The 13884-nt window shown below is 68.7% G+C and carries 12 protein-coding genes; 9 read left to right on the top strand and 3 right to left on the bottom strand.

All coding sequences use genetic code 11. The features are described from left to right. Positions 1 to 2: 2 nt before the first annotated feature. On the top strand, positions 3 to 332 hold the full coding sequence (gene nifW, locus M2351_RS03570; protein WP_209768131.1) for a nitrogenase-stabilizing/protective protein NifW: 330 nt from the start codon (positions 3 to 5) through the stop codon (positions 330 to 332). Here the strand turns inward: nifW and M2351_RS03565 are convergent. Continuing rightward, on the bottom strand, positions 316 to 2055 hold the full coding sequence (locus M2351_RS03565) for a tetratricopeptide repeat-containing glycosyltransferase family protein (protein ID WP_264654772.1): 1740 nt from the start codon (positions 2053 to 2055) through the stop codon (positions 316 to 318). The genes nifW and M2351_RS03565 overlap by 17 nt on opposite strands. A 258-nt stretch (positions 2056 to 2313) precedes the next feature. Between M2351_RS03565 and M2351_RS03560 the strand changes: the two genes are divergently transcribed. The 6 genes from M2351_RS03560 to M2351_RS03535 all read left to right on the top strand — a co-directional run bounded on the left by M2351_RS03560 (position 2314) and on the right by M2351_RS03535 (position 8647). Then, complete coding sequence (locus tag M2351_RS03560; protein ID WP_264654771.1) at positions 2314 to 3165, top strand: electron transfer flavoprotein subunit beta/FixA family protein; 852 nt, start codon at positions 2314 to 2316, stop codon at positions 3163 to 3165. A gap of 42 nt (positions 3166 to 3207) precedes the next feature. Continuing rightward, a complete protein-coding gene (locus M2351_RS03555; RefSeq protein WP_264654770.1) occupies positions 3208 to 4287 on the top strand; it encodes an electron transfer flavoprotein subunit alpha/FixB family protein in 1080 nt (359 codons plus the stop codon). 28 nt (positions 4288 to 4315) lie between these two features. Beyond that, entirely contained in the window at positions 4316 to 5617 is a 1302-nt protein-coding gene (locus M2351_RS03550; protein ID WP_264654769.1) for an FAD-dependent oxidoreductase, read from the top strand. Further along, on the top strand, positions 5614 to 5907 hold the full coding sequence (locus tag M2351_RS03545) for a ferredoxin family protein (RefSeq protein WP_264654768.1): 294 nt from the start codon (positions 5614 to 5616) through the stop codon (positions 5905 to 5907). The genes M2351_RS03550 and M2351_RS03545 overlap by 4 nt, the downstream gene beginning before the upstream one ends. A 233-nt stretch (positions 5908 to 6140) precedes the next feature. Further along, entirely contained in the window at positions 6141 to 6440 is a 300-nt protein-coding gene (locus M2351_RS03540) for a hypothetical protein (RefSeq protein ID WP_264654767.1), read from the top strand. 215 nt (positions 6441 to 6655) lie between these two features. Further along, on the top strand, positions 6656 to 8647 hold the full coding sequence (locus M2351_RS03535; RefSeq protein ID WP_264654766.1) for a methyl-accepting chemotaxis protein: 1992 nt from the start codon (positions 6656 to 6658) through the stop codon (positions 8645 to 8647). A gap of 23 nt (positions 8648 to 8670) precedes the next feature. Here the strand turns inward: M2351_RS03535 and M2351_RS03530 are convergent, their stop codons facing one another. Beyond that, positions 8671 to 11727: a response regulator gene (locus tag M2351_RS03530; protein ID WP_264654765.1), complete on the bottom strand. Its 3057-nt coding sequence runs from the start codon at positions 11725 to 11727 to the stop codon at positions 8671 to 8673. 285 nt (positions 11728 to 12012) lie between these two features. Between M2351_RS03530 and M2351_RS03525 the strand changes: the two genes are divergently transcribed. Beyond that, positions 12013 to 12849 carry a BglII/BstYI family type II restriction endonuclease gene (locus M2351_RS03525; RefSeq protein ID WP_264654764.1) on the top strand — a complete coding sequence of 279 codons (837 nt, stop codon included), beginning with the start codon at positions 12013 to 12015 and terminating at the stop codon, positions 12847 to 12849. 7 nt (positions 12850 to 12856) lie between these two features. On the opposite strand, the gene M2351_RS03520 is transcribed toward M2351_RS03525, so the two are convergent. Continuing rightward, positions 12857 to 13513: an MT-A70 family methyltransferase gene (locus M2351_RS03520; protein ID WP_264654763.1), complete on the bottom strand. Its 657-nt coding sequence runs from the start codon at positions 13511 to 13513 to the stop codon at positions 12857 to 12859. Between the two features lie 184 nt (positions 13514 to 13697). Here M2351_RS03520 and M2351_RS03515 point away from each other — a divergent pair, with 184 nt between their 5' ends. Then, complete coding sequence (locus M2351_RS03515) at positions 13698 to 13841, top strand: hypothetical protein (RefSeq protein WP_264654762.1); 144 nt, start codon at positions 13698 to 13700, stop codon at positions 13839 to 13841. The last annotated feature ends 43 nt before the right edge of the window (positions 13842 to 13884 follow it).

Below are 13884 nucleotides of genomic sequence, written 5' to 3'. Positions count from 1 at the left end.
CCATGAGCTTCAAGGACGATCTGGACGATCTGGAGACCGCGGAGGACTTCCTGCGCTTCTTCAACGTCCGCTACGAGCAGCGCGTGGTCAACGTGAACCGCCTGCACATCCTGCAGCGCTTCCACGATTATCTGGCCGCCGACACCGGCCTGGAGTCGCTGGACGACGAGGGCATGACCGCCCGCTACCACGCCCACCTGGAGCGCGCCTACCAGGACTTCGTGGTGTCCAACGCCATCGCCGAAAAGACTTTCAAGGTCCACCAGGAGGAGGCGCGCAAAATGGCCGACCGCTTCGTGCCGCTCGACGCGCTGCTCAACCCGTCTTCGTAAGCCGGGCTGCAGCCAGCGCCCGCAGCTCCGTGGCGACGCGGTCGAGCACCGGTTGCCAGTCGCCGATGCGCTCCTGCCGGAAGACGCGGGCGGTCGGGTACCAGGGGCTGTCCTCCCGATCGGTCAGCCAGCGCCAGCAGCCGTCGAAGCGGGACAGCACCCACACCGGCACGCCCAGCGCCCCGGCGAGGTGCGCGACGGACGTGTCCACGCTGATCACGAGATCCAGCCGGCGCACCAGCGCCGCCGTGTCGGCGAAATCCGCAACATCGGCCATCACGTCCAGGATGCGGCCGGCGAAGGGCGGTTCTGCCGCCTGCGCGGCGGCCGCCCCTTTCTGAAGGCTGACCAGGAGCAGACCAGGCAGATCCAGCAGTGGCGCGAAGCCGGCGAGCTGGATGCTGCGGCGCGTGTCGGCGTGGCTCCAGCGCGGGTCGGTGACGTGCGGATCGCCCGCCCAGACCAGCCCGACGGCCAGCGTTCCGTCACCGGGGGGCCACAGGCCGGCGAAGCGGACCTCCCCCGCGGCGGCGCCGTCCAGATACGGAACCGCCGCCGGCACAGTGTCCAGCGTCGTGCCGAACAGCGCCGGCAGGCTCATCAGCGGTGCGATCAGGTCGAAGTCCGGCGCACCACCCAGCGGGTGGACCTCCGCCACGCCCTCCACCCGCGCGAACAGGCGCGCCAGGGCCGGCAGGCATTCCACCACCACCCGTCCGCCGGCCCGCGCCACCATGGGGGCGTAGCGGATGAACTGCAGCGCGTCGCCGTGCCCTTGCTCCCCGTACAGGAGGATGGTGCGCCCCTGCAACGGCTCCCCGCGCCACCACGGCCGCCCCCGGTCGGGAATGTGCACGTCGCGTTCGAAACGCGCCTCGAAGGCCGGCCACCCCTCCTCGTACCGCCCGGTGATCAGCAGCGCGTGGGCGAGGTTGAAGCGCGCGTCCACGCGGCCTGGGGAGAGCCGCACCGCCCGCCGGTATGGGGCCACGGTATCCTCGTGCCGGCCAAGGTCGCCCAGCGTGACTCCCAGGTTGAACCAGCCGTCCGCATCCGCCGGATCAACGGCCAGCGCCTTGCGGTAAAGCCCCGTCGCCTTGGCAAAGCGCCCGCCAGTCTTCACCGCATCCGCCAGCGCGACGCGCGCCGAAGCGTGCCCGGGGTCGCGCTCCAGCAACGCGCGGAACAGGGCTTCGGCCGACGGTCCGTCGCGCAACGCCAAGTGCAGCCCGCCGAGCCGGGCCGCGATCCGGTCGTCGCCGGGACCGAGCGCCGCCGCGCGGCTCATCGGGGCCAGCGCCTCCGCCGGCCGGCTGGCGTCGCGCAGCGCCGCGGCGAGGTTGCCCCAGGCCAACGCGTCGTCCGGCAGCACCGCGACGGCCGCCCGGTAGCAGCGCGCCGCCAACTCCGGCGCCCCCGCGTCGAACAGCGCGTCCCCGGCCCGGAGCAACCCTTGCCCCACCGCCGCGGCATCCCCCCGCGCGGCCTTGACCAGATTGCCGCGGTAGAGCGCCGAGATGGGGTTGAGCGCCGCGGCCTGCGCGATCAGCGCCACCGCCTCCTCCGCCTGGCCGCCCTGCGCCCGCACCACGCCCAGCAGGTGCAGCGCGTCGGGGTGCAGCGGCGCCTGCGCCAGGACGCGGACGTAGGCCTCCGCCGCCGCGGCGAGCTGGCCGGACTGGTGAAGACGGACGGCATCAGAGAGGAGAAAAGCGGCGGACATCGTGGTCGGGGAGCCTACACGGCGCCTCCGGACGCGGCCAGCCGCTTTCTGTAGCGAAGGCGACATCGCGACTGTTTGTCGTCTTTGTGACAATGCGACGCAGGCGTGTTTCTATCATCAAATCAATCACTTACCGCACTTGCGCAAAGCTGGCACGCCGCTTGCTGGTAGGACCAGCGCCGCCCTGCTGGACGGCCGGCCGGCAAAATGGGCCGACAGAATGGGCCGCCAGACGGGGCCGACAGCAAGGAGACCGGGATGCACATCGTTGTCTGTATCAAGCAGGTGCCCGACAGCGCCCAGATCCGCATCCACCCCGTGACCAACACGATCATGCGTCAGGGCGTCCCGGCCATCATCAACCCCTTCGACCTCTTCTCGCTGGAGGAGGCGCTGCGGATCAAGGACCGGGTGGGCGCGCGCGTCACCGTCCTGACCATGGGGCCGCCGATGGCCGAAACCTCGCTGCGCAAGGCGCTGTCGCTCGGCGCCGACGACGCGGTGCTGCTGACCGACCGCAAGTTCGCCGGCTCCGACACGCTGGCGACCTCCTACGCCCTGACCTCCGCCATCAAGAAGCTGTCGGAGGAGGAGCCGGTGGACCTCGTCTTCTGCGGCAAGCAGACGGTGGACGGCGACACCGCGCAGGTCGGCCCCGGCATCGCCACGCGGCTGGGCTTCCAGCAGCTGACCTACATCGCCAAGATCGAGGCGATCGACGAGGCCGCGAAGGAGATCGTCGTGCACCGCCGCTCCGAAGGCGGCGTGCAGGTGATGAAGACCAAGCTGCCCTGCATGATCACCATGCTGGAAGGCACGAACACCATCCGCTTCGGCAAGATGGACGACATGTTCCGCGCCGCCCGCTACGGCCTGAAGACCTGGAGCAAGGACACCACCGGCGCCGACGAGACGAAGGTCGGGCTGAAGGGCTCCCCCACCGTGGTGTCGAAGGTCTTCGTGCCGAAGCCGCGCGCCGAACGCGCCAAGATGGTGGAAGCCGAGGGCGCCAGCCCCGACGCGCTGGCCGCCGCCGCCGTGGAGGCCATCTTCGGCGCCCAGCCGAAACTCGCCGAAGACCTGGTCGGCCGCGCCGCCGCCGGGCTGTGACGCGCCGTCCCTGACAGACCCTTTTCGCCGGAGCAACCGCCGATGAGCGAACCAAGCAAGCCGCAGGGACGCAAGTTCCAACTGCCCGAGCACCTGAAGGAATACAAGGGCATCTGGGTGATCGTGGAGCAGGAGCGCGGCTCCGTCCATTCCGTGTCGTGGGAGCTGGTGGGCGAGGCCCGCAAGCTGGCCGACAAGCTGGGCGTGGAGGTGGGCGCGGTGGTGCTGGGCGCCGACAGCCCGGCGCTGAACGCGATCTGCGCCGAGGCCTTCACCTATGGCGCCGACGTCGTCTATAAGGTCGCCGACCCGGTGCTCGGCGAGTATCGCACCGATCCCTACTGCCGGGTGATGACCGACGTGGTCAACGCCTACAAGCCGGAGATCGTGCTGCTGGGCGCCACCACCCTGGGCCGCGACCTCGCGGGCGCCATCGCCACCACGCTGGCGACCGGCCTGACCGCCGACTGCACCGAGCTTGACATCTACATGGACAATCGCTCGCTGGCGGCCACCCGGCCGACCTTCGGCGGCACCCTGCTCTGCACCATCCAGACGCTGGCCTACCGGCCGCAGATGGCCACCGTGCGCCCGCGCGTCATGTCCATGCCCGACCGCGACGACAGCCGCAGCGGCCGGATCGTGGAGGTCTTCCCGTCGCTGCGCGAGGACGACGTGATCACCAAGGTGCTGAGCTTCATCGCCGACCGCGAGCAGACGGAGGCGCAGCTGGCCTACGCCGACGTCATCGTCGCCGGCGGCAAGGGGCTGGGCAAGCCGGAGAACCTGAAGCTGGTCTTCGACCTCGCGAAGGTGCTCGGCGGCGAGATCGGGGTGACGCGGCCGCTGGTGCAGGCGGGCTGGACCACCTTCGACCGGCAGGTCGGGCAGACCGGCAAGACGGTGCGCCCGAAGCTGTACATCGCCGCCGGCGTGTCCGGCGCCATCCAGCACCGGGTCGGCATGGAAAAGGCCGACCTGATCCTGGCCATCAACACCGACCCCAACGCGCCGATCTTCGACTTCGCCCATCTGGGTCTGGTCGGCGACGCGCTGACCATCCTGCCGGCCCTGACCGACGCCTTCGGCAAGCGCCTGTCGGTCAACCGGCTGGCCGGCTAACTTCCGGACGAACAGGAGCCACAAGGACATGGTCGAAAAGTTCGACGCCATCGTCATCGGTGCCGGCCCGTCCGGCAACGCGGCGGCCTACACGCTGGCCAAGCAGGGCCTCAGCGTCCTCCAGCTGGAGCGGGGGGAGTATCCCGGCGCCAAGAACGTCCAGGGCGGCATCATGTACGCCGCGGAGCTGGAGAAGATCATCCCCGACTTCCGGGACGACTGCCCGACCGAGCGCCACATCATCGAACAGCGCATCTGGCTGTTGGGCGACGACAACTACATCGGCACCAACTACCGGTCGGACGCCTTCAACACCGAGACGCCGAACCGCTACACCATCATCCGCGCCAACATCGACAAGTGGTTCTCGGAGAAAATCCGCGAGGCCGGCGGCCTGCAGATCTGCGAAACCACGGTGACGGAGCTGATCCACGACGCCGCCGGCAAGGTGATCGGCGTGCGCACCGACCGCGAGGGCGGGGAGATCCACGCCGACGTGGTCATCATGGCCGACGGCGTGAACGCCCTGCTTGCTAAGCGCTCCGGCTACCAGAAGGAGTTGGCGCCGGAGAATGTGGCTCTGGCCGTAAAGGAGATCCTGTTCATCGATCCCGAGCTGATCCAGCAGCGCTTCGGCCTGAAGGGCGACGAGGGCGTGGTCATCGAGATCATGGGCAAGGTGACCAAGGGCATGGTCGGCACCGCGTTCCTCTACACCAACAAGGAATCGCTGACGATCGGCATCGGCTGCCTGATCTCCGACTTCAAGCAGGGCAGCGTCCCGCCCTACAAGATGCTGGAGGACCTGAAGAACCATCCGGTCATCAAGCCCCTGATCGAGGGAGCGGAGATGAAGGAATACGCCGCCCACATGATCCCGGAGGGCGGCTACAAGGCGGTGCCGCAGCTCTTTGGGGACGGCTGGATGGTGGTCGGCGACGCCGCCCACTTCAACAACGCCGCCCACCGCGAGGGCTCCAACCTCGCCATGGCGTCGGGCCGCATGGCCGCGGAGACGGTGGCCGAGCTGAAGAAGGCGGGCAAGCCCTTCAGCGCCGCGAACCTCGCCGCCTATAAGGCGAGGCTCGACGACAGCTTCGTCATGAAGGACCTGAAGAAATACCTGAACCTGCCGGGGATCATGCACGAGAACAAGCAGTTCTTCGGTGCCTACCCCGACACGCTGACCGCCGCCGCGCACAACTGGTTCACCGTGGACAGCGTGGACAAGCGGACGAAGGAGAAGGAGATCATGAAGTCCTTCGTCAAGAAGCGCTCCGTCCTGGGGCTGGTCGGCGACGCAATCAAGCTGGTGAGGGCCGTGCGATGAGCATCGTGGTCAAGATCGAAGAGAAGCTGTACCAGAACCGCTACATCGTCGACGAAAGCCGCCCGCACATCCGCATCCGCAGCGAGGCGGAGTGCAAGACCTGCACGTCCCAGGCCTGCACGGTCTGCTGCCCGGCCGCCTGCTACAGCAAGAACGAGGCGGGCACGGTGACGCTGGTCACCGACGGCTGCCTGGAATGCGGAACCTGCCGGGTGATCTGCCAGGACAAGGAAAATATTCAGTGGGACTACCCGCGCGGCGGATACGGCATCAGTTATAAGTTCGGTTGAGGACGACCGTCCGGCCTGGACCTGTCGACCTTCGGCAGTTCGGCCGACGGTGGTGTCCCTCTCCTATCCGCCAAGACTTCGGACCCCTTCCCTGACACCAGGGAAGGGGTTTCTTCGTTTCGGCCCATTCACCATTGGGGATTGGCACCATTGGAGACTGGCCGCCTCCGGTCGCCGTGGTCATATCCTTGGCAGGGACGACGCCGGAGCACCGAAACGGAGGGAGACGGGCCATGCAGCTTCGTGTCTGCTTTGAAAACATGAAATCGGTGAACGTCAACGACGCGGCCATGATGCGGCACTATGCGGAGAGCTACTTGGCCGATTTTCGCCCGGAATGGGCAGGCTTCATCATGCTGCCGCACAACGAGACGCGGCGCGCCACCATGGAGCCCGCGTGGCAGATGCTGATCCGCAACGCCACGCCGGACATGGAACGCCGATTGGTCGATTACGTCCGCGACAATCCCATGGCCGCCTACCACGTCCACATTTACCGCAAGGATCGCGGAAACGAAATAAAGGTCCATTGACACGAAATGTCTGTCGCCGCGACGCATCGTTGCCTCATCACGGCGACAGACTGTTTCATGCGACAATATGCGTATACATTTGTTTAGGTTTTATTCGCGTTTTCTTTACAATCCCGTGTCAAGGCTTGCATCGCAACACCCAAGAAGCGGCGGCCGGAAACGGCGGCGGCCTTCAGCAGTGGCGGATGAACGCCGTCCAATACAGGGGCGAAACGATGCGGCTCACCATCAATGCCATTCTGCTGTGCGTCCTGACCCTGCTCGGCGGCCTCCTGGCCGTGAGCGATCTTCTGGGGCTGCGCGCGCTCAGCAACTCGAACGAGGGATTGCGCACGGTCTACGATGACCGCGTCGTGCCCCTGCGTGACCTGAAGATCATCTCCGATGCCTACGCCGTCTTCATCGTCGACGCCTCGCACAAGGCGCGGAACGGCAACTTCAGCTGGGACGAGAGCCTGTCGTCGGTGCAGAAGGCCACGGGCGACATCCGGGACCGCTGGAAGGCTTACCTCGCCACCTACATCGACGGCGAGGAACAGGCGCTGGTCAACGAGACGAAACCCCTGATGGCCAAGGCCGACGAGGCCGTGGAGCGGCTGTCCCGCATTCTGGCGGCCAAGGACGCCACGGCGCTCGACGGCTTCGTGAAGAAGGAGCTGTACCAGATCATCGACCCCGTGACCGACCGCATCAGCGCGCTGATCGACCTTCAGGTGCGGGTCGCCGGCGAGCGCTACGTGGATTCGGAAGCCGCCTTCGAGGCGGCGCGGCTGACCTCTTGGATCCTGCTGGCCGTGGGCGCGGTCATGGTCGTCCTCGGCGCGATCGTGGTGCTCCGGCGGGTGGTGCGGCCCATCGGCGCGCTGACCGGGGTCATGCGGCGCATGTCCGGCGGCGACTACGCGGTCGCCGTTCCCGGCGCCGAGAAGGAGGACGAGGTCGGCCAGATGGCCCGCGCGGTCGAGGTGTTCAAGGCCAACGGGCTGGAGAACCAGCGGATGCGCGCCGACCAGGAGCGCGAACGCGAACAGGCCGAGGCCGCCAAGCGCGCCGCCCTGGAAAGCATGGCCGAGACCGTGGAGCGGGAAACCCGCAACGCCGTGGACCGCGTCGCGGAGCGCACGCGCCGCATGGAGGACAACGCCGAGGCCATGGCTGGATCCGCCGGGGCCGTCGGCGTGAACAGCCAGTCGGTGGCCGCCGCCTCCGAACAGGCCCTGCGCAACGCCCAGACCGTCGCCGCCGCGACCGAGGAACTGGCCGCCTCCATCCGCGAGATCGGCACCCAGGTCGGTCAGGCCAGCAGCATCACGCGCCGGGCCGTGGACAGCGGCGAGGGCGCGCGGGCGACGATCCAGTCCCTGTCGGACGCGGTGGCCCGCATCGGCGACGTCGCCCTTCTGATCCAGAACATCGCCAGCCAGACCAACCTGCTGGCCCTGAACGCGACGATCGAGGCCGCGCGGGCCGGCGAGGCGGGCAAGGGCTTCGCGGTCGTGGCGCAGGAGGTCAAGAGCTTGGCCAACCAGACGGCCAAGGCGACCGAGGACATCGCCCGGCAGATCGCCGAGATCCAGGCGGTGACCGGCAACGCGGTGGACGCCGTCGCCCAGATCACCGGCAGCATCACCGACGTGGACCACGTCGCCTCCACCATCGCCGCGGCGGTCGAGGAGCAGGCCTCGGCGACGCAGGAGATCGCGCGGAACGTGAACGACACCGCCGACGCCGCGCGGGAGGTGTCGCGCCGCATCGCCGAGGTCTCCCGCGAGGCCTCCTCCACCGGCGACCGCGCCGCCGACGTGCGGGTCATCGCCGACCAGGTGTCCAGCAGCATCGACGAGCTGCGCGGCATTCTCGTCCGCGTCGTGCGCACCTCCATGGCCGAGGTCGACCGCCGCCGCGACACCCGCTTCGAGGCAAACCTGCCGGTGGAGGTCGAAACGACGTCCGGAACGCGCTCCTGCCGCTTGCTGAACCTGTCCACCGGCGGCGCCGCGCTGGAAGGGTGGTCCGACGCCGGCGCCGGCACCCGCGCCACGCTCCGCCTGGACGGCGTTCCGACGCCGATCCCGGCGCGCGTCGTCGGGGTGGAGCACACGACCTGCCACGTGCGGTTCGACCTGACGGACGCCGGACAGGCCGACATCGACCGCCACCTCACCGCCTTCGTGAAGCAACGCGGCCTGCGCGCACTGGCGGCGTAGGGGGACAGCGTAAGGGGGCTGGCCTACCGCGCGCCCCGGATGAAGCCGGCGACGCGGGCGAGTTCGTCGCCCGCCTGCGCGACCAGGACGTCCAACCCGTCCAGGCGCCTGTCGACGCAGGCCAGCTCAATGGCGTCGCCGACCGCGGCCAGGTCGCGGGCGCCAACCGTGCGGGAGGAACCGGCCAGCTTGTGCGCGGCCTGGCGCACGTCCTCCCAATCCCGCGCGCCGAAGGCCGTGACCAGGCGGTCCCGCGTGACGGTGTTGGAGGTGACGAACTCCTCCAGCAGCTGCCCGACGAACTCAGTGTCCCCGTCGAACAGGGTGGACAGCGCCCCCAGGTCGATGGGCGCGCTTTCGGGCGGCAGCTGTTCGATGCTTGAAACCTCCGGCATGGCCGCGAGGGGCGCGTCATCGCCCCCCGGGTGCGGCAGGTAGCGGTCGAGGATCCGGCGGAGCTGCCCGATTTCCAGCGGCTTGGAGATGCTGGCGTCCATACCGGTCGCCAGGCATTTCTGCACCTCGCCCTCCATGGCGTTGGCCGTGATGGCGACGATCGGCAGGCGGGCCCGGCCGATCGCGGCCTCCTCCGCGCGGATCGCTTGGGTCAGCTCGAACCCGTCCATCTCCGGCATCTGGCAGTCGGTCAGCAGCAGCGCGTAGGGGCGGCGGCGCCAGCGCTCCAGGGCCTGGGCGCCGTCCTCCGCCAGTTCCGCCGTGTGGCCAAGCAGGGTCAGCTGGCGCTGGATGACCTGCCGGTTGGTCGGATGGTCTTCCGCCACCAGGATCAGGCGCCCGGCGGCCAGGGCCTCCTCCACCGGCAGGGCCGAGGCCGGCGCGGCGGGCTTGGCCTTCGGCGGCTCGACGGCCACCTCGTCAGCGGCCGCGCGGCCGGCGGCGGCCAGCACGGCGCGGATCAGATGGGCGCGGCGCACCGGGCGCGGCAGCGGCACCGCCCCGCCGGGGGCGGCCGCCTCCATCGTCCGGGTCAGCAGCACGCGGCCGCGCGGAGCGGCGCCCGAACTGCTGTTGGACAGCGGCCTCAAGTCCACCTCCGACGCCGCGACCACCACGTCGCAGGCGGTTCCGGAGTGCAGCGCCGCCAGCCCGGCCTCCGCGTCCGGCGCGTCCACCAGCAGCGCGCCGTCGGTGTTGAGGTAGCGCGCGAGGAAGCGCCGCTCCTCCGCGTCCGGGGCCAGCAGCAGGACGGACACCCCGCCGAGCGGCGGCGCCGCGGCCGCCGGCTCCGCCGCTTCCGAGTCCGGGGCGAGGCCTGTGGTGAAGGTGAACCAGAAGGACGCGCCCTGCCCCGGCTCGCTCGCCACGCCGATCTCCCCGCCCATCAGCTCGGCCAAGCGCCGGCAGATCGACAGCCCCAGCCCGGTCCCGCCGAAGCGCCGGGTGATGGAGGCCTCCGCCTGGGTGAAGGGGCGGAACAGGCGGGCCTGTGCGTCCTTCGAGATGCCGATACCCGTGTCCGTCACCGTAATGCGGATGGTCGCCTTGCCCTCCTCGAACCGCGCCAACTCCGCCCGGATCTTGACGGAGCCCGCGGGCGTGAACTTCACCGCGTTGCCCGCGATGTTGAACAGGACTTGGCGGATGCGCACCGGATCGCCCATCACCAGGGCCGGCAGGTCCGGGTCGACGTAAGTGATCAGCGACAGGGTCTTCTTGCGGGCGCCGGGGGCCAGCGTGTCGGCCACGCCCTCCACCACGGCGGCCAGCGACACCGGCACGCGCTCCAGGTCCAGCCGCCCGGCCTCGATCTTCGAGAAGTCGAGGATATCGTTGATGATGGTCAGCAGCGCGCCCGCCGAATCGCGGACCACCGCGACCAGCTCCCGCTGCTCCGCGGTCAGGGGCGTGAACTCCAGCAGCTCCAGCATGCCCTGGACGCCGTTCATGGGCGTGCGGATCTCGTGGCTCATGGTCGCCAGGAACAGGGACTTGGCCTGGTTGGCGGCCTCCGCCTCGGCGCGCGCGGCCTCCGCAGCCTCGGTCGCCTCAACCAGTTCGCGCGTGCGCTCCACCACTTGGCTTTCCAGGCTGCGGTTCAGCTCGGTCAGCTCTTCGTACAGATGCACGTTGTCGAAGCCGACCGCGACCTTGGAGCAGAAGACCTCCAGCAGCCGCCGCTCATCCTCTGTCAGGGCGCGGCGGTGGGCGAGGTAGAAGACCGTGTCGTGGTGCCGCGAGGCGGAGCGGAAGACCAGAAGGCTGTGCGTGCGCTCGAAACGGCTGTGCCCGTCGGCCAACGCCTCCGCCACCGCGCCGGCCACCTCCGCGGGAAGCGCCGCGCGGACAGGACGGACCTCCCCGTGGAGCGGACCGCCGGCAAGGGGGGCGCCGGCAAAAGGACCGCCGGCAAAAGGACCACTGCCGCCCAGCAGCAGCGGTTCGCGCGTGGCGCTGACCCCGCCCTCCGCGGAACGGCTGCACAGGGCAACCCCCTCGCAGGACGGCCAAAGCTCGGCCAGCTTGGCCACGGTGCCGCCGACGAACTCCGCCATCTTGCGCTTGTCGAGCAGCGCGGAGGAGGCGTCCAGGATGCGCTCCAGCCCCTGCCGGTGCGCCTCGATCGCCGTGATGTCCTGGTAGCCGCGCAGGGCCGCGACGACGGAGGTGAACAGCTTCTGCGCCGTCAGTTCGGTCTTCGACTTGTAGTCGTTGATGTCGTAGTTGAGGATGACATCGCGTTCGGGCGCCTGCCCCGGCTGGCCGGTGCGCAGGATGATGCGCACCCGGCGATTGTTCAGTTCGCTGCGGATGAAGCGGACCAGCCGCAGGCCGGCATCATCCGATTCCATGACCACGTCGAGCAGGACGACGGCGATCGCCGGGTTCTGCTCCAGCAGGGTGCGGGCTTCCAGCGCCGTGCCCGCGGACAGGAATTGCGCCGGCCGGCCTTCGAAGGTGAAGCCGCGCAGCACCATCTTGGTGGTGGCGTGGATGGCCGGGTCGTCGTCGACGATCAGGATGACCCAGGGCTCGGCCGGCTCCTGCGCGTCTTCCTTTGCCGCAGCGGCCTCGATGTCGGAGACCGGCTCGTCGTCGGCGAAAAGAAAATCGTCGCTCATCCAGATGCCTCCGAACCCAGCACGCCAGCAGCTTGAACACAGGGCCCCAAACACAGGCCGCCGGACACAGGCGAAATTTCGCGACGCGCATGTCCGGGCGCGGGAAGATACCATGGACCACGGCTCGATGAACAGCGCACCACCGCCCCATCACAACCTTTCGGGTCCGGGTTGACCCAATGTCGCGGGCCGGCGGAATCAGTGGACCGGGCGAACGGCCAAGACCATGCTGGCGAAATCGTCCGCCGTTGTTCAACCGTCTCCGCTTTTCATGGCCATCGCTCCATGACCGACCTGTTCGCCTGCCTGCACGACGCTGCCCCGATCATCTCGGCCCGTGATCCGGATGTGGGCGACCTGTTCCCGCCGGACTTCCACGCGCTCTACGAGGTCCACAGCTTCCGCAACGCCGCCCGCATCCTGGCCCACGCCTGCCGGAGCGAGTTCGACGAGATGATCGGGACGCTGATGGCCTTCCGCATCCGGACGGAGGAGATCGTCACGTCCGGCGGCAACAAGTCGCGCATCGCGAAGAACATGGAGGACCTGCTGAACCCGTTGGGCTGGCACGAGACGCGCATCCAGGGCGACCTGTTCATCCGCCGCATCATCACCACGCGGGATCCGCGGCCGGGCCACACCCCGCGCCGGCGGGAACCGGTCGCCCGCCAGCACGAGGAGCTGTTCAAGGTCGAGCGCTTCATCGACGGGCACAAGATCGACTTCGTGAAGGGCCGCGTGTCCTTCGACATGGAGTGGAACAGCAAGGACCAGACCTTCGACCGCGACCTCTACGCCGCCCGCACCTTCTACGAATGCGGGGTGGTCAGCGCCGGCGTGCTGCTGACGCGCAGCGCCGATCTGGTGCCCCTGTTCCAGGACATCGCCCGGCGCGTCGACATGAAGGATTTCCACAACAAGTACGGCGCCAGCACCACCTGGATGCCGAAGCTGCTCTACCGCCTGAACGCCGGCCGCGGCGGCGGCTGCCCGATCCTGGTGCTGGGCATGCGCCCGGCCCTCGTCTCCGACTTCGACGCCTGGAAGCAGGACCACCCCGTCATCCGGCAGGCGAAGTTCGAGGTCGGCGAGGGCGTGCCGCTGGAAACCGAAGAGGCTTGACCGCCCCTTATTCCGCGGCCGCGTCCCGGTCGACGGCGGAGTTGTAGGCGTAGGTCTTCCAGGTCGGCTCGTAGCTGTCGTCCGCCTGGTTGCCCCAGACCGCCCAGTTCGGCCGGGCGCCGCGGGCGAACAGCTCCAGATAGGGGCCGGGGCTGCAAGACTCGATCAGCTCGTACTGCTCGTCCGGCTTGCGCGAATGCTCGCGCTTGCGGGTGCCGAGATAGTTCACCTGTGTCCGGCCGGGTGGCAGGGTGCGGGCGTTCTTGCCGCGCACGCCGAACAGGATCAGCTCCGTCACGTTGCGGAAGTAGAAGCCCACCCCGCGCCCGTCGGAGCCGCCGTCCTTGCGCAGCTTGTGCCAGACGATGTTGGTCTTGTACTCGAACCCCCAGGCGTTCATCACCTGCAAGCCCTCGGGCAGCAGGGCGTTGGGAACCCACAGGTAGAGGTGCGCGGTCGGCGCCACGATGGCGGCGACCGGCAGGGCGCAGATCTCCTCCACCGTCATGGTGCCGTAGCGCGACAGGCGGCGGTGCTCCGGCGCCATCTTGCCGGTGCGGTTGACGAACCGCCAGGGCGGGTCGGCCATCACCGTGGCGAATCGCCGGTCTTCGGCGAACTCCGCAAGCTCCTTCACGGGGTCGGGAGTTTCCGTCTCGCCCATCTCTGCCCGGCTTTCCTTGAATGTCAGGGCCCGAAGGTTTGTTCACCCAACGTGCTCATGACCCGCATGCTGGCACGCCCGCCCGCGCACCGTCAAGGCAGCGCTTGGCGGTCGGCGAAGGCGCCACCGCGGACGATTGGCCGCACCCGCGTCGCGTGCAGATCATGCATGGGAATGCGCTAAAATGGAAACGGCGGGCGGAATTGGTCACCCGCCGTTTTCGAAGGAGGTATTTTCCGAAGGAGGATTGGGCATGAACAAAATGCCTTTCCTCCTGATTCTCCGGTATCGGCGCTGGCGGCTTGAAATCCGCCTGACGCAGATCTGAGGCCAGGAGAAGGCTGGTGGGTGAGGCAACACCCACCAGCCTT

Origin of the sequence: Azospirillum canadense (genome assembly GCF_025961225.1) — a bacterium.
In the GTDB taxonomy this organism is placed as follows: Bacteria; Pseudomonadota; Alphaproteobacteria; order Azospirillales; family Azospirillaceae; genus Azospirillum; species Azospirillum canadense.
Note: the sequence above shows the minus strand (reverse complement) of the source record. Positions and strands in the feature narration are given on the sequence as shown.